This is a genomic window from Microcystis ichthyoblabe FBCC-A1114, assembly GCF_050500245.1.
Lineage (GTDB): Bacteria > Cyanobacteriota > Cyanobacteriia > Cyanobacteriales > Microcystaceae > Microcystis > Microcystis ichthyoblabe_A.
Window position 1 is genome coordinate 1,935,781 of the sequence record NZ_CP191408.1, and the last position, 16,236, is coordinate 1,952,016.

Sequence of the window (16,236 nt, forward strand, 5' to 3'; positions counted from 1 at the left end):
GGTAATCGGTAAAAAGAAAGCCAGTAGCCAAAACAACTAACCTTAAGATTGTCTCACCTGATCGGGAACACCCACAAAGGAGAGATTAGCTAATTTTTTCAGATTTTGACAGCGCAATAACTCATTAAAATTGAGACTCGATCGCCCTTCAATTTCAGCTATAGTCTCAATAGCCGATAATAAACTTTTAGCGGCCTCGGTTTCCGTGTAACCGCGTCTAACGGCGACTTTTAGGGCTGCCTCATCCGCGTCTAATTCCCGTTGGGGGCTGCGTTTTTCCCGCCAAATCCGGTTAATTGCCAAGGCGGTTAAACCCCCCGCCACTGCCATCCCGACGGCATCGGTTTGTAGGGTTTCCACGGTTAAACCGATCATACCAGCCAGAGCAATTACTCGATCGAGATCGGGTTTAAACCATTTTACTGCCGTTAAAACACAGACAGCCCTTAACAAGACTAAATCCCGTTGGGATCTTGATAATTGCCGCCAGAGGTCAAAATTAATTGGAATCGGTCTGACCCCTCTTTGCCAGGGTAGGGGAAAATTAGTTTCGATTACCTTGCTGCTTTCGGGTTTGCTGACAATGCGCGTCATCATCCGTCCCGAAGCAGGCATGAGGTCTAGTAAATGACTAATCTCGTTGTCTTGGTTCATCGATCGCCGGTCAATAGTCTTCGATCATTGAGTATAATCGCTTTCTGAGTTAATATCTCTTTTCCGACAATTTTCTCAACAAAACCGCGTGAGTACCTACCGTTCGGCTTTGAGGGATTCGATGCCCCGAAAATCGCCAATAAATTCCTGCATCTTCCTCAAAATCCTCATGTTTTGATTATTATTGAGGGGATGAAACCAGTCCTGACCGGATCTTGCCAACTCCAGGTAAAACCCGAACCGGTGGCCGCTATCGAGGCGACACTGAAGGCGTTTGCGGAAGCTTGGGAGTAGGTTAACGGGACGGTGAAGCCGAACCTGATGAACGAACTGGCGATACAGTCGCTACTTTCTACGTTCTGAAAATTAGTTAATTGACCAGATGAAAATAATCGGTAAAACCCCATACCTTCAGCAAACCCTAATTAAAGCAATAGTTAAATCCTGATAAAAATCCTCCTGTTTTAACTCCACTTTTGATTGAGAAGCCAGTAAAAGTAAAGCCCAAAAAATCGCCACCTTTTCCTGTGTTGCCGAGTGACTAGAGGGTTTTTCCGCTTGCCATAAATCTAATAAATACTCAAACTCTATCTCATTTTTCTCTAATTGAAAAAACTTTCTCTGCAAAAAAAAGTCCAGTTCCGCTGCCAATTCCGTCAGGTTTTCTTGGTGGGCCAATTCCGTGATAATTTGTACCGCTTCCCGTCGGGATTGAGGCCGGGGTTTCGGGACAACTACAGGCAGTTTCGGTAAAGCTTCAATCTCTAGGGCAATCTGTTGTAATTGAGTGATTAACTCCTGTAAAGTTACCCGTCTTTTGCGCGGTGGTGGGGCAGCAGTACGACGGCGAATATGATTTTCTAGATAACGGGGTAAAGTTCTTAATTCCCGTTCTAACTCGCTAATTTCCTCATCTATCAGACTTTCTTCTTGCTGGTCAAAAGACAATCTTTCTAGGGTATCAGCCTTAAATAAAACTAACATGGAAGCCCATAAAAAAGCCTGTCCCGATTGGGGTAAATTAGCTTGGGCCATGGCTAAATCTAGATCATTTAATAACCCCAATTCTGCCAAAAAGCGATCGATCACATCAATAACCTGCACATCCCAGGGGTCAATTTCTCCCTGTTCCGCCATTTCTAAAAGAGATGCGATCGCATCACTGGCCGAGGTGATAGTCATGATTGTAGAATCTTGTAGGATCTCAAAGGATAAAATTTAGCAAGCAAAACCATGGACATATCGATCGCTGACCTGCGCTTGGACTACAATCTCGAAGAATTGCTAGAGTCAGAAACATCTGCCGATCCTTTCATTGTATTTAAACAATGGCTAGAACGGGCGGTATCTTCGGGAAGATTAGAACCCAACGCTATGACTTTAGCCACTATTTCCCCGGAGGGCAAACCCCGGGCCCGCATGGTACTGTTAAAAGACTTCGATCCTCGCGGTTTTGTTCTCTTTACCAACTACCAAAGCGCCAAAGGACAGGAATTAATCGCCAATCCCAATGCGGCCCTAGTGTTTTGGTGGGGAGAATTGCAACGGCAAATTAGGATCGAGGGAACTGTAGAAAAAATCAGCGAGGAGGAATCGGATAATTACTTTTTTGTCCGTCCCTGGGAATCTCGTTTAGGGGCCTGGGCCTCCAATCAAAGTGAAGTGATTTCTGGGCGGGATATCCTCGAAAAACGCCTGACAGAACTAAAAGAAGAATATGCGGGTCGTGAAGTTCCCCGTCCTCCTCATTGGGGCGGTTTTCGCCTAATTCCTAGTTTAATCGAGTTCTGGCAAGGTCGCCCCAGTCGTCTCCATGATCGTCTCTGTTATTATCGTCAAGAAGATGGCAGTTGGCAAAGGCAACGTTTAGCCCCTTAGTTTTATTTTGACACCTTGTATTGGCAAAATAGCTCGATGCTAATTCAATTTGTCATTTTAGTCTTGAGATAATATTAGGTCGATTTCTTTTCCCAACCCGCGCTTACCTTAGCGATCGGGTTGGGCCATTATGTCATTTGGGAAAGGCAATCCGTCCGCCCTAAAGTTTCAGAAAAACGATAGAATTGAAAGGGTTTTTTTCTGCATCCTTCAAAAATAACTAGAGAATTATGGACATCAATAAAGTTGGACTTCGAGAAACCTTAGAAGCATTGCGGGTTGAACTGAGTAAATCTATTTTAGCCGCTGAGGGTGAGCAGATTCGCTTTCAAGTGGGTGACATTGAATTAGAGGTTCAATTTGTGGTTGAGCAGTCGAAAGAAGGCAAAGGTGGGCTGAAATTTTGGGTAGTAGAAATGGGTGGGGGTGTCACCAATAAAGATACGATAACCCATAGAATTAAAATTCCTTTAAGCTTTTGCCAATAGTGGATAAGAGATATACAATAAAAGAGGTGATCACCCCAAAAGAATCTTTTCTAAAGAGGTAATCAATTAATGAGCGATAACAAAAATAATGTTGGTGCTGGTGTTGTGGCTATTCTGACTGCGGCTGCACCAGTTATTGTTGCGGTGACTGGACTAATATCTGTACTTAAGCCATCACCTGATCCTTCTCCCAAAGCAGAACCCCAGAAAACAAACGTTTCTCCTCGTCAAGTTCACTCGGAGTCTCCAGCGTCAAAAGTTACGTTTTCCTGTGGAGAAAGTGAATACAATGGGAAAAGTTTTCCCGCAACAATTGCAACCGGTGATGAATCGATTCCAATTATTCTTTGGAAGCTAGATAATAATTATTTTGGTGATAATTGGCCACCGCTAAAAAGGTGTGAGGAAGTTTCTCGGCGATTCCAAAGAATTTATGATCGTGATGGCTTAAAACGTTCTCGATTAGTTGCTACATTAGAAACGTGGGTTCCCAATAAGGAAGTACCTGTAATCTGTGCTGTTAAATCAGAAAATTCAGTTTGCCATGAGGAGGATTTATTAATTACTTTAGAATCGAAAGATAACCCTGATGATGTTCTAAAAGAGCTATTAAATCGCCACAAATGACCTAGTCAAGAGTCTCCTGTTTTAAGGGGAGAAAAACCACCTAAGACTTTTGCGGAAGGAAAACGAGTTTTTTATGATATTTCTTCAATTATTCCTTCACCAAAATCTAAAAAGAATACCGAAAAAAGTTCGGAAAAACCTGCTTGGTAAAAATAATTCTGAATTTTATTACTCATTCAAATATATTTGAAATTATGAAACTCCATAAATTGACAAGCCTTGTCTTTGTTTCTATTTGTATCGCTATATCATTGCCATTTCGATGTTCTTTGACGTTGGCACAGACGACAAAGGAAATGCAAGCGATTGTGAAGAAACCATTACCTTATTTTGAGGCTGCAAAAACGGGTGCTATGACAGGCTCAACTATTGACACAAATAATCCTGAGACTATTAAGCTTATTGAAGAAGGAATTAAACGCGCAGAGTATAAATTATCTGTGTATAAAAAATATTCCAAGGATAGTTATCCAGACCCTCAGTATTATCAAGGCAAACGAATGATAAGTGATTTAATTCAAGAAGCCAACGAACGATTATGTGATTATAATATTAGGCTTGCCGATTTGATAACAAGAGATGAAGAAATTGTAAAATATTGTGGCGATTACTTTAAAGTATTTAACAAAGAATTTGCCGCACAATACAAAAATAATCCATTAGTAGAAGACCCAAATAATATGATGGTCTATTATCCAGAAACGGATATATCAGTGATTAAATCACTTTATAAGGTAATGAAGAAAGAAGGCATTAAAGAAAATCGAAAGTTAATCAAGAGTTTAAAAAATGGGCTTAAGACTCAATCAAACTCAATAAAAGAAACTGGCTACCCTTTACGCTGGGGAATTCATGTCTTAACTATTGGGGAATTAGTTGCAGTAATTAATGATCTCAATTTGATGTTGGCTAGTCATACTAATTCTGTTGATGATTATAAGTCCGCTTTAAATGACTTTAACTTTATGAAGGATAAATATGCGAAATATCTCATGAGAACATTTAGATATGATTCAGATTCATCATTAGCCAAAGAAGGGGCAATGTTAGCTGGAATCGGTCGTCTTCATGAAGCTGAAAGCAAATTTGATCAATCATTTGAAAATCTTCCTTTTGAGTCTTTATCTCGTCTTAAGGATTATGAAAATGTTTTAATCAAGCAAAAGAAATATGAAAAAGCACTAGAAATATCTGATTTGGGACGTTCTCTCAATCTGCTCCGTAATTGGGGTGATTTCGCTTTTTCAGAAGAACAGTTAAAAAAGTTAAAAAATGAACCCAGAATGACTATTGATGACTTTAAAAAGATAGCAAGAGTCAAAAATACAACCATTGTCGAATACTCATTACATGAAGATGATAAACTTTTAATCTGGGTAGTTACTCCTGATAGCAATGTTTATTTTCGCCAAGTAAATTTATCTAACAAGACAGCAAAAATAGCATTTAACCAAGATAACCTATCGTCAGTTTTATCTATTGAGCGGAATTTTCTCAATTTATTCATTTTTAATTTTATAGTTACAATATTGGTTTTGCTGATTTTTGCCAAATCTCAAAATAAAAAATTAGCTATTCTTTTTTTTGGAGTAATTTTAGTTTTAAATACTGTTGGGTGTCAGAACCAAAAACAATCACAATTTGCTCAATCTCAAATTGATAACATTCCCTCTCTAAAGGATTTAATTCAAGTTAATTATGGACTAATTAATCAAGAAAATGGAAGAACAGATATACCCCAAATTATTACTTCTTTGTCAAATAAATATTGTCAAAGATCTATTGAATGTTTACAAAAATTAAATCAAGTATTAATTGAGCCAATAGCAGATATATTACCAACAAATCCTGATGATCATGTGGTATTTATTCCAGATAGTCAATTATTGAAAGTTCCCTTTGCTGCGTTAAGAGATACTCAAGGGAAATACTTGATCGAAAAACATACTATCTATTACGCGCCTTCAATCAAAATTTTAAAAATGCTTCATAATGAGGCTTATTCAAAAGTATCAAATAGTCAGCAGGATGCTCTTATCGTAGGCAATCCTATCATGCCGACCATTAAATTACCTGCCATTGATGAAAGTCGTCAAGAATATAGTGAAATTCGTAATATTAAACCTCAAAAACTTGGGCAGTTAAAAGGAACAGAAAATGAAGCTAGGGAAATTGCCAAGATTTATCGAACAGAACCTTTAATTGGAAAAGATGCGACAGGAGAAGTTGTCCTTAAAAAAATGCAGAATGCCGACATTATTCATCTTGCCACCCATGGATTTTATACTTCTATGGGGAATTCGGTATTAGCCTTAACTCCTTCCCGTCCTTCCTGTGTAGGAGATGCCCCTATGGATTGCAACTTCTATAATTTAGAAGATGGGTTTTTGGATTCCTCTTCAATTTTTAATCCTAAAACCACTTTCAAGGCACAATTGATTGTTTTAAGTGCTTGTGAAACCGGTTTATCTGGATTGGGTGATTATAGTAATTCTAGTTTCATTAATGAATTTATGAAAAAAGGAGTGCCTAGTATTGTAGTCTCTTTGTGGAAAATTCCTGACTCACCATCTGACGAGTTAATGATCAATTTTCATAAAAATCTTCAAAATGATCCAGACAAAGCCAAAGCATTACGGCAAGCAATGTTAAACACTATGAAAAAACATGAAAATCCTGGCTTATGGTCTGCTTTCGTTTTATTTGGAGAAGCAGAAAAACCAACTAATGCTTTAGATTAATCAATTTAGTCCCTTTAATCCTTCATTTTGGGGGGGAGGTTGCTTTAAGAGAGGTGTTTCAAGGGATTAGGGATGTTAGTCGCTGGTGGCGGTGATTCTCCTGTCAATAATTGCTATAATAGCTAAAATGGTCATAATGGCTAGTTTCTATAAAGGTTAGTTATGAAAACATTAGGAGCCTCAGAAGCAAAAAATCGCTTTGGCGAACTGTTAGACTTGGCTCGAAGAGAACCAGTAAAGATAGCAAAAAAGGGACGTAATGTTGCAGTCGTGCTGTCAATCGAGGAATTTGAGAGATTTTCCGAGTTAGAAAATCAACTTTTGGCTTTACAGGCAGAAAAAGCTCATCAAGAAGGTTTTATCGGAACAACAGAAAGTGAGGCTTTACTGTCAGAAATTTTAAATGCTTAAGATTAACCTATCTCGACAGGCAACTAAACGCTTAAAAAAACTGCCAGATAAACACGCCAAACAAGTAGCCACAAAAATAACCGAACTGAGAACAAATCCCTATCCCCAAGATTCTCTAAAGTTAAAAGGATACTCTTATCATAGAGCCGATATTGGTGAATATCGAATCGTTTATCGTGTTGAGGAGCAAACACTAGAAATCTTGCTGATTGACAAACGAAACGATGATGAAATTTATAAACAACTAAAGAGAACAATATAGAGAATCTTAATTATCAACCATCAATTAATTAGCGATATTATTCCTGCTAAAATCAAGAAAAACAAATTATCTTTAAACACTCATGAGCATTAATGTAACATTTCCCGAAGAACTTCTCATTGCCGCCAGAGAAGAAAAAGAAACATTCTCTCGTAAAGTCATAATTTATACATTAGGGCATCTTTATCAAGAAGGAAAAATTTCAGCAGGAATCGGCGCACAAGTATTAGGCTGCGATAAATATACATTTTATACACTTCTCTCTGAGTATGGTTTTTCCATTATTGATTACACAGCAGAAGAATGGGAATCAGAAATACAAACCAGCCGTAAATTAGCCAAAAAAATCAAAGAGAATGAAGATAATTGTTAATTCTACACCGATCATCGCCTTATCTTTGATTAATCAATTAGATCTTCTTAATCAGCTATTTAATGAAGTGATTATTCCTTGGGCAGTTTATCAAGAAATTGTCATCGCTGGAGATAATAAACCAGGGGCAAAAGAACTCAAAAATGCCAATTGGATTCAAGTTCAAGAAGTTGCATCATCATCTCCTCTTGAACCGCTATTACTAGGATTAGATCGAGGAGAATTAGAAGTTATTCTCTTGGCAATTTCAATCAAACCAGACTGGGTAATTATAGATGAGAAATTAGCAAGAAGAGTTGCCAAAGCTATGGAATTAACCGTCAAAGGAACATTAGGAATTCTCTTGGTTGGTTTTTATGCAGGTTATCTATCTAAACAAGAAATTTTAGATCTATCACAACAGTTAATTAATCATGGAATTCGTAATAATTCTCCGATTCTTAATTGGCTAAAAACAGAATTAGACAATGATCATTAATACTAACTCAATGCAAAATTTACTACCTTGAAACAATAAATCGTACACATTCGTGACCAAGAAAAACCAGAAACACTCTCTAAAATTTTAACTGCTTTAGATTTTGTTGACTCTGTAGAAATCATCGAAAATCAAACAACATTATCTGATAACGAGCAAGAGTTTTTTGCCCTAGCACGATTGTGGGAAGACAGGGATATTACTCCTAAATCTATCCGTCAAACAGCATGGCGAGAAGAAAACCGATGATTTTATGTGACACCAATATCCTCTCCTTTAATTTCATTTGAGAACAACTGCCTTAGTTAATTTTTGTTCTAATTATAACTCAGGTGTTAATCCCTGCCAATGTTGACCTATCCTTCTGGGAAAAAACCCTTCATGCTTTGGGAACTCTCACTCGTCCTCATTTCCTCGAAACTATTCCCAACTTAGTCCCTTTAATCCTTCATTTTTGGGGGGAGGTCGCCTTAAGAGAAGTGTATCAAAGTATTAGGGATGTTAGTCGCTGGTGGCGGTGATTCTTGTTCTATGAATTAGCCTCCGCCTTACCCAATTGAATCAGCAGTCTGCTCCCCAGTGTCTTCGGCAAGCGCAGAAATCCGATAAAATAGTGAATAGGTGACATCGGGAAAAAATTATCTATGGCAACTACATCCGAAGACGTATGGCGACTCTTAGCCGAATTAACTGCTGCTCAAAAAGAAACTGACCTACTATTGAAGGAAGTCAGTCAACAACAGAAGGAAAACGCCCAACAACTCAAGGAAACTGACCTACTATTGAAGGAAGTCAGTCAACAACAGAAGGAAAACGCCCAACAACAGAAGAAAACTGACAAACAACTCAAAGAATTAGGTCAGCAAATTGGGGGATTAGGGGCAAAATTCGGCAGCTTTACCGAAGGACTTGCCCTTCCTTCAATGGAAAAGATTCTCAGACAAAGGTTCGGTATGGAAGTTGTTAGTCCCAGTGTGCGAGTCAGTAAAGATGGAAAACACCTAGAAATTGATGTCCTTGCCTATACCAATGGTGAGCTAAATACTGCCTATATCGTCGAGGTTAAAAGTCATGCTAGAGAGGAATCCATTACACAATTAAAAAGTATTTTGCAACGGTTTCGCAGCTTTTTTCCTGAACACAAGGACAAAAAACTCTATGGCATACTAGCATCAGTTGACTTATCCAACGAATTACGCGAAAAAATTCTGCAAGAAGGGTTTTATGTGGCTCGGATTCATGACCAAGTATTTGAACTCGATATTCCTGATAATTTTCAACCTCGACCTTATTAAAAATTTAAATGTAATCGCTCTATCTTGGCCAAAGGCAGCAACACTTTTTTCTTCATGAATCGGCAAAATTTAGTAAAATAGTAATAGACCAAATCAGAGGAAAAAATTTATCTATGGCAACTACATCAGAAGACGTATGGCGAATCTTAGCCGAATTAGCGACTGCTCAAGCCGAATTAACTGCTGCTCAAAAAGAAACTGACAAACAACTGAAGGAAGTTAGTCAACAACAGAAGGAAACTGACCGACAACAGAAGGAAAACGCCCAACAACTCAAGGAAACTGACCGACAACAGAAGGAAAACGCCCAACAACAGAAGAAAACTGACAAACAACTCAAAGAATTAGGTCAGCAAATTGGGGGACTCGGGGCAAAATTCGGCAGCTTTACCGAAGGACTTGCCCTTCCCTCAATGGAAACGATTCTCAGACAAAGGTTCGGTATGGAAGTTATCAGTCCCAGTGTCCGAGTCAGTAAAGATGGAAAACACCTAGAAATTGATGTCCTTGCCTATACCAATGGTGAGTTAAATACTGCCTATATCGTCGAGGTTAAAAGTCATGCTAGAGAGGAATCCATTACACAATTAAAAAGTATTTTGCAACGGTTTCGCAGCTTTTTCTCTGAACACAAGGACAAAAAACTCTATGGCATACTAGCATCAGTTGACTTATCCAACGAATTACGCGAAAAAATTCTGCAAGAAGGGTTTTATGTGGCTCGGATTCATGACCAAGTATTTGAACTCGATATTCCTGATAATTTTCAACCCCGACCTTATTAAAACATCAAAATTGAGATTACTTACTTATTAAGTGTCAAGTTCGCCGCTTTCTTTTCACTGATGACTGATGACTGTTTACTGATAACTGAAAAATCTTCCCACTGCCCATCTGCAAAAAAGATTCTCTTGAGTTGTATAATCTCTAAAGGATTAGCGTACTCAAGAAAAAAATTATTTCATGCTCAGAAAAATTAGACTATCATACTTTGGCTTAATTTTAGGCAGTATTTTAACGGTTATCGGGATCATCGGTTATGCCCAAGGTAACGCCACGGTCAATTTAGCGGGGTTTTTCTACGGATTACCGTTATTATTGGGAGGTTTAGCCCTAAAAGCTTCAGAAATCAAACCGATACCCTTCAGTCAACCCACTAGCCCCGAAATCTTGCAATTGCGCCAACAACAGGCTACTGTCACCCAAACCAAACTTCGCAACGATGTCACCCGCTATCGCTACGGACAGGAAGTGCATCTGGATGAAGCCTTAGAAAAGCTGGGATTAAGCCCCACAGACGAGGAAAGACCGACTTTAGTGGCAATTCGTGAAACTGCTGTTGATTCCGCCTATTGTTTCACCCTAGAATTTGAATCGCCCCTTTTACCCCTAGAAAAGTGGCTGGCAAAACAGGAAAAAATCGAAAGATATTTTGGACCAGGAATTAGAGCCGAAATTAAGCAAGTTGACGAGGAAAAAATTGATTTATCGCTAATTACTATCCCTAACACCTAAATGCTCACGCCTATTCAGTATGGCTTCTTGGTAATCGCTGCCGTGGCTGCCGGCTTAATTAATGCTCTTGCCGGTGGCGGTAGTCTGATTACTTTTCCGACGCTGATGGCGGTGGGTATCCCACCAGTAATGGCAAATGTGACTAATACCGTCGCTTTATGTCCCGGTTATCTGGGGGCAACCCTCGCCCAAAAAAAAGACCTGCACGGGCAACAAAAACGGATTCGATTATTACTACCACCGGCAGTTATTGGCGGCATTATCGGTGGTATTTTGCTGTTAAATAGTAGTGATAAAGTATTTGAGCGCCTGATTCCTTTTCTGATTCTTTTAGCGGCGGCTTTATTGGCTTTTCAAGATACTTTACGCTCTTGGCTACAGCGGCAACAAGGGGACGAAAATGGTCATATACCAGAAATTTTGGCGGTTTTACCCATCGCCCTTGCTTCAGTTTATGGTGGTTATTTTGGCGCAGGTTTAGGGGTAATTGAGTTGGCAATTTTGGGCTTATTTCTCAAGGATAATCTCACGAGATTAAATGCTTTAAAACAGTTGCTTTCTTTGGTGGTTAATGTGGCCGCATCTTGGTTTTTTCTCTTTTCTAATCATGTATATTGGTCGGCAGCGATAGTGGTAGCAATTGGCTCTTTAATGGGGGGGGTATTGGGGGGAAAACTAGCTAGAATTATCTCTCCTAGTTATCTGCGCCAGACTGTGGTAATTCTGAGTATTATTATCGCTATAGTTTATTGGCTTCGTTAACAAACCGAGTTATAGGCGGTTAAAATGCGTCTTAAGTACGTAGGCGTTAAAAATTATCAAATGCTCCCTTATCAAGGGGGGCAGGGGGGATCGAACCCAAAATCTATCTTCAATTTAATTATAACCAGCTACTTAGCTTATCTTAAGGATGAGGTAGGAAATTTTCCCTTTGGGGAGTCAGTCGTCGATAGCAAATTAGGTTATACTGCATCTTTATGAGAAAGACCGTCAACTAAAATGGCTCATTTTAAAACCTGACCCGATAACGTTATAATTTTGCTCGGCAAAACCGCACCAGATGTTTAGTATTGACAAAGCTGCCCTTGTCTAGCATTCACAACAGGGGTAAGAACCTTCCTTCATGCGATCGCCAGACCAAATCAGCGAACAAGCTCTCCATAACTGAGATGGGGGCGACAGTGCTGGCAAAAATTCCCTAGCTATACCAGTCTCCTCCAGATGATCTACATAAAAACTTAAGAATGATCCCCGTCTGGTGATAGACTTTTGACTGTTAAGGAAACAAACTCACTAGATAAATCATAGATCAGCTGTAGGGAGGATCATCGAGTGGAAAGTACGCTAGGGTTAGAAATTATCGAAGTGGTCGAACAGGCTGCCATTGCCTCCTCGAAGTGGATGGGTAAAGGCGAAAAAAATATCGCCGATCACGTCGCTGTGGAAGCGATGCGCGAACGGATGAATAAAATCCATATGCGCGGTCGCATCGTTATTGGAGAAGGGGAAAGAGACGAAGCTCCCATGCTCTATATTGGCGAAGAAGTGGGTATCTGTACCCAAGTTGATGCCAAACAATATTGTAATCCCGACGAATTAGTCGAAATTGATATCGCCGTCGATCCCTGCGAAGGCACTAACTTGGTTGCCTACGGTCAAAATGGTTCTATGGCCGTGTTAGCGATCTCCGAAAAAGGTGGATTATTCGCCGCTCCTGACTTTTATATGAAAAAATTAGCCGCTCCCCCAGCAGCTAAAGGTCATGTGGATATTAATAAATCGGCGACGGAAAACCTGAAAGTTCTTTCCGATTGTCTCAATCGTTCCATCGAAGAACTGGTGGTAGTGGTTATGGATCGTCCCCGTCACAAGGAATTAATCCAAGAAATCCGCAACGCCGGGGCCAGAGTTCGTCTGATCAGCGATGGTGACGTATCGGCCGCTATTTCCTGCGCTTTTTCGGGAACTAATATTCATGCTCTCATGGGTATCGGTGCCGCTCCAGAAGGGGTAATCTCGGCGGCGGCTATGCGTTGTCTAGGCGGTCACTTCCAGGGACAATTAATCTATGATCCCGAAGTGGTCAAAACCGGTTTAATCGGCGAAAGCCGCGAGGGTAATCTCGCTCGTCTGCAAGAAATGGGCATCACCAATCCCGATCGCGTTTACGGTTGCGAAGAATTAGCCAGTGGCCAAACCGTCCTCTTTGCCGCCTGTGGGATCACCCCCGGCACCCTGATGGAAGGGGTACGCTTCTTCCATGGTGGCGCTCGAACCCAAAGCTTGGTTATCTCCACCCAATCGAAAACCGCTCGCTTTGTCGATACCGTTCACCTGTTCGACCAACCCAAATACATTCAACTGAGATAATTCCCTGACGCGGTGGGGTGGGTATGGCTCACCTCGCCCCCATTGGTAAAAATATATAAAGTTTTTTTTCAAACATCTTTTATTTGCATCCCGATGGGGACTAAATTGCAACAATTAGAGACATAACGCACTGATCTTTATCAATAATTTTTGTAGCCTGAGCAACATTTGTAGGAGAACATAAATGAATATTGCTGTAGTGGGCTTGAGTCACAAGACAGCCCCGGTGGAAATTCGTGAAAAATTGAGTATCCCGGAAGCGAAAATCGAGTCCGCTCTTACCCACCTCAAGGGTTATCCTCACATCCAAGAGGTGGCGATTATCAGCACCTGTAACCGCTTGGAGATCTACGCCGTGGTTACGGATACGGAAAAGGGCGTGGTGGAAATTACCCAGTTTCTCGCTGAAATCGGACATATTCCCCTTAATGTCCTGCGTCGTTATCTGTTTACCCTACTGCATCAGGATGCTGTCCGTCATCTGCTCCGGGTGTCCGCCGGTTTAGAAAGTCTTGTCCTCGGGGAAGGGCAAATTCTCGCTCAAGTTAAAAATACCCATAAATTAGCTCAGAAGTACAATACTATTAGCCAATTACTCGATCGCCTGTTTAAACAAGCGATGACTGCCGGTAAGCGCGTCCGCACGGAAACCAGCATCGGCACGGGAGCCGTATCGATCAGTTCGGCGGCGGTGGAGTTAGCCCATGCTAAGGTGGCAGACCTCAGCGGCAAGAAAATCGCTATTATCGGGGCAGGGAAAATGTCCCGATTATTAGTTACTCACCTTCTGGCTAAGGGTTCTCAGCAAATTGCGATCGTCAATCGCTCCCAAAGACGGGCCCAGGAGTTGGCCCGTGAATTTCCTAACGTACCAATCCAACTATATGGCTTAGAAGAGATGATGGCTACAGTAGCGGCATCGGATATCGTCTTCACCAGTACGGGAGCCACGGAACCAATTTTAACTAAAAATTTATTGACAGAAGTGACGATTACTGCTACATCGCTGATGTTAATCGATATTTCTGTTCCCCGTAACGTCCACACCGACGTGAAGGAATTGGCACAAGTGCAAGCTTTTAACGTCGATGATCTCAAAGCGGTGGTTGCCGCCAATCAGGAAAGTCGCCGTCAGATGGCCAGGGAAGCAGAGGCACTCCTAGAGCAGGAAGTGGAAGCTTTCGAGCTTTGGTGGCGTTCTTTGGACACTGTCCCGACAATTAGCTGTTTAAGAAGCAAAATTGAAGATATTCGCGAACAGGAATTAGAAAAGGCCCTCTCCCGTCTGGGGACGGAATTCGCCGAAAAACACCAAGAAGTTATCGAAGCAATGACCCGCGGTATCGTTAATAAAATCCTTCACGAACCCATGGTACAACTGCGGGCCCAACAGGATATCGAAGCGCGTAAGCGCTGTTTACAATCCCTACAAATGCTCTTTAATCTCAGTGTCGGGGAAGAATATAGTTAGAGTCCGACAATTGACAAAAATTAAGGGTGATTCTACTGGTCTGTTAAGATGATTTTGAGGGATTGGGGGCGAATAATTTGGCAGCATTCCCCTATCCACAATTTCAAGATTGACAGACCACTAAGCGGTTGACTCTCTAAATTACTCGTTAAGACTGTCTATGAGCGTCGGAGTTGGCAGCAGGGAGCCGTATAATTGATAGTGCGATCGCTGTAGGGTGCGTTCCCTAATGCAAGTCCTACTGCTCCACCAATAGATTTTTGGGAACGCACCATGCTCATTCATTGAAGCTGTGAGTCTAAGAGTGCGGTGTCGAAGCCACGGCCTAACAGTACGTCAATGAGAAGTAGGATAGAGGAGGGTGTGGGACCGCAGGGAGTGATATGATTAATAGTTAGACTGTCAAAAACTGAGTTCTCTCTTTCACAGAGTCGTCATCAATTTCATTGTTAGCTCGTTATACTTGGAAAAGCATACTAAGCCTGAGTAATATGGAAAACCTTGCTGAAAAAGTAGCCTTACTCGAAAAAGCAGTCTCAGATGAGAGAAAAAGGCTGTCGTCTGATAGACTTGACATTTCTTTTGGGGAGTTGATCAACCTATACAAAAATGGTGAATTAATAATTAGACCAGAGTATCAGAGATTATTCCGATGGTCAGAAGCACAAAAAACTGCACTTATAGAATCAATTCTACTCTCGATTCCAATTCCTCCAATATTTGTGGCCGAGGATAAAAACGGTGTATGGGAATTGGTCGATGGATTGCAACGTGTTTCTACTTTCATAAGTTTTTTTGGTGAACTAAAAGGTAGTGGATGGACAATTGACTATCAAGAATATATAGACAGATCAGGAGTCGAAGAAGAAGAAGAAATTGATGAGGAAAGCGGGGAAGAAACTGGAGAGATAAAAACTATAAATAAATGGACTTTGCAAGAAGGAGGATTAGTCAAAAGCTTGCAAGGCTTTAATGTTGACAATCTTCCAACAAATCTAAAAATAAACTTAAAAAGGGCTGTTTGTAGAGTTGAAATTCTGAGAGGAGAAAGTAGTACTTCCATGAAGTATGAGTTGTTCAAAAGACTAAACTCTGGAGGTTCAAAATTAACTCCACAAGAGATAAGAAATGCAATTTATCGAGGGGTTAATCCCAGGCTTAACGAGCTTTTACTAAAAGTTAGTAAAAGCGAAGTTTTCAAATATCTTACTCAATTAAGTAGTGGCAAACTTAATGAATTATATGATCAAGAATTAGTTCTTAGGTTTTTTGCTTTCTACAAAAATGCTGAAAATGTTAATGAAAATATGGAGAAGTTTTTAAACGATTTTATGGAGAGAACTGTTCAGAACGCTAATTTTGACTATGATGTTTATGAATCTCTCATCATGAAAGTTTTAGAGTTAATTTACCAAATAGAAGACAACAAGATATTTAGAAACGAGAGAAACTTATTTGTTCCAGCTTATTTTGAGGGGATATTAATCGGAGTTGCTCAAAATATCGAGACGTATGCTGAAGACCTTGAACTTTTGAAATCAAAGATAACACAATTAAAAAGTGACAACGACTTCAAAAGGTATTCTGGAACCGCTTCTAATAGTAGAAGTCGGATTAGAAATCGTCTTAAAAGAGTAGATGAAATTTTTCAATAATAAACTTAGCAATAGGCT

At 40.3% G+C, this 16,236-nt stretch carries 19 protein-coding genes; 17 read left to right on the forward strand and 2 right to left on the reverse strand.

Annotation, left to right across the window (positions count from 1 at the left end):
- Positions 1–42 precede the first annotated feature (42 nt).
- Both ACQY1Y_RS09350 and ACQY1Y_RS09355 read right to left on the reverse strand, forming a co-directional pair.
- Positions 43–654, reverse strand: coding sequence for a DUF3318 domain-containing protein (locus tag ACQY1Y_RS09350; protein ID WP_002748267.1), 612 nt, complete (start codon positions 652–654; stop codon positions 43–45).
- 411 nt (positions 655–1,065) lie between these two features.
- Entirely contained in the window at positions 1,066–1,836 is a 771-nt protein-coding gene (locus ACQY1Y_RS09355; protein ID WP_024970328.1) for a segregation/condensation protein A, read from the reverse strand.
- A gap of 51 nt (positions 1,837–1,887) precedes the next feature.
- Here ACQY1Y_RS09355 and pdxH point away from each other — a divergent pair, with 51 nt between their 5' ends.
- From pdxH to ACQY1Y_RS09440, 17 genes are all read left to right on the forward strand, one after another.
- Positions 1,888–2,532 carry a pyridoxamine 5'-phosphate oxidase gene (pdxH, locus tag ACQY1Y_RS09360; RefSeq protein WP_002802042.1) on the forward strand — a complete coding sequence of 215 codons (645 nt, stop codon included), beginning with the start codon at positions 1,888–1,890 and terminating at the stop codon, positions 2,530–2,532.
- A 230-nt stretch (positions 2,533–2,762) separates the two neighbouring features.
- Entirely contained in the window at positions 2,763–3,020 is a 258-nt protein-coding gene (locus ACQY1Y_RS09365; protein ID WP_430014457.1) for a trypco2 family protein, read from the forward strand.
- Positions 3,021–3,089: 69 nt separating this feature from the next.
- Positions 3,090–3,647 (forward strand): COP23 domain-containing protein, encoded by a 558-nt coding sequence (locus ACQY1Y_RS09370; RefSeq protein WP_430014458.1) that lies wholly within the window; start codon positions 3,090–3,092, stop codon positions 3,645–3,647.
- Positions 3,648–3,790: 143 nt separating this feature from the next.
- Positions 3,791–6,388 carry a CHAT domain-containing protein gene (locus tag ACQY1Y_RS09375; RefSeq protein WP_430014459.1) on the forward strand — a complete coding sequence of 866 codons (2,598 nt, stop codon included), beginning with the start codon at positions 3,791–3,793 and terminating at the stop codon, positions 6,386–6,388.
- A 162-nt stretch (positions 6,389–6,550) separates the two neighbouring features.
- Positions 6,551–6,799 (forward strand): type II toxin-antitoxin system Phd/YefM family antitoxin, encoded by a 249-nt coding sequence (locus ACQY1Y_RS09380; RefSeq protein WP_002739617.1) that lies wholly within the window; start codon positions 6,551–6,553, stop codon positions 6,797–6,799.
- Entirely contained in the window at positions 6,792–7,061 is a 270-nt protein-coding gene (locus ACQY1Y_RS09385; protein ID WP_002739840.1) for a type II toxin-antitoxin system RelE family toxin, read from the forward strand. Before ACQY1Y_RS09380 ends, ACQY1Y_RS09385 begins: the two co-directional genes overlap by 8 nt.
- An 82-nt stretch (positions 7,062–7,143) precedes the next feature.
- The gene (locus ACQY1Y_RS09390; RefSeq protein ID WP_002740308.1) at positions 7,144–7,434 is read left to right on the forward strand and encodes a UPF0175 family protein; all 291 of its coding nucleotides are present in this window, start codon (positions 7,144–7,146) and stop codon (positions 7,432–7,434) included.
- On the forward strand, positions 7,418–7,912 hold the full coding sequence (locus ACQY1Y_RS09395; RefSeq protein WP_430014460.1) for a DUF3368 domain-containing protein: 495 nt from the start codon (positions 7,418–7,420) through the stop codon (positions 7,910–7,912). The genes ACQY1Y_RS09390 and ACQY1Y_RS09395 overlap by 17 nt, the downstream gene beginning before the upstream one ends.
- A 39-nt stretch (positions 7,913–7,951) precedes the next feature.
- On the forward strand, positions 7,952–8,161 hold the full coding sequence (locus ACQY1Y_RS09400) for a hypothetical protein (protein WP_308417861.1): 210 nt from the start codon (positions 7,952–7,954) through the stop codon (positions 8,159–8,161).
- An 83-nt stretch (positions 8,162–8,244) separates the two neighbouring features.
- Positions 8,245–8,433 (forward strand): hypothetical protein, encoded by a 189-nt coding sequence (locus ACQY1Y_RS09405; protein WP_002787839.1) that lies wholly within the window; start codon positions 8,245–8,247, stop codon positions 8,431–8,433.
- 123 nt (positions 8,434–8,556) lie between these two features.
- Positions 8,557–9,207 (forward strand): DUF3782 domain-containing protein, encoded by a 651-nt coding sequence (locus ACQY1Y_RS09410; RefSeq protein WP_002748281.1) that lies wholly within the window; start codon positions 8,557–8,559, stop codon positions 9,205–9,207.
- A gap of 113 nt (positions 9,208–9,320) precedes the next feature.
- The gene (locus ACQY1Y_RS09415; protein WP_430014461.1) at positions 9,321–9,992 is read left to right on the forward strand and encodes a DUF3782 domain-containing protein; all 672 of its coding nucleotides are present in this window, start codon (positions 9,321–9,323) and stop codon (positions 9,990–9,992) included.
- 178 nt (positions 9,993–10,170) lie between these two features.
- Positions 10,171–10,722: a DUF2854 domain-containing protein gene (locus ACQY1Y_RS09420; protein ID WP_002739647.1), complete on the forward strand. Its 552-nt coding sequence runs from the start codon at positions 10,171–10,173 to the stop codon at positions 10,720–10,722.
- Positions 10,723–11,484, forward strand: a complete 762-nt coding sequence (locus ACQY1Y_RS09425) for a sulfite exporter TauE/SafE family protein (RefSeq protein ID WP_002793247.1) — start codon at positions 10,723–10,725, stop codon at positions 11,482–11,484.
- A gap of 570 nt (positions 11,485–12,054) precedes the next feature.
- Positions 12,055–13,092, forward strand: a complete 1,038-nt coding sequence (gene glpX, locus ACQY1Y_RS09430; protein WP_002739910.1) for a class II fructose-bisphosphatase — start codon at positions 12,055–12,057, stop codon at positions 13,090–13,092.
- A gap of 184 nt (positions 13,093–13,276) precedes the next feature.
- The gene (locus ACQY1Y_RS09435) at positions 13,277–14,563 is read left to right on the forward strand and encodes a glutamyl-tRNA reductase (protein ID WP_430014462.1); all 1,287 of its coding nucleotides are present in this window, start codon (positions 13,277–13,279) and stop codon (positions 14,561–14,563) included.
- Between the two features lie 491 nt (positions 14,564–15,054).
- Complete coding sequence (locus tag ACQY1Y_RS09440) at positions 15,055–16,218, forward strand: DUF262 domain-containing protein (protein WP_002748648.1); 1,164 nt, start codon at positions 15,055–15,057, stop codon at positions 16,216–16,218.
- Positions 16,219–16,236: the final 18 nt, after the last annotated feature.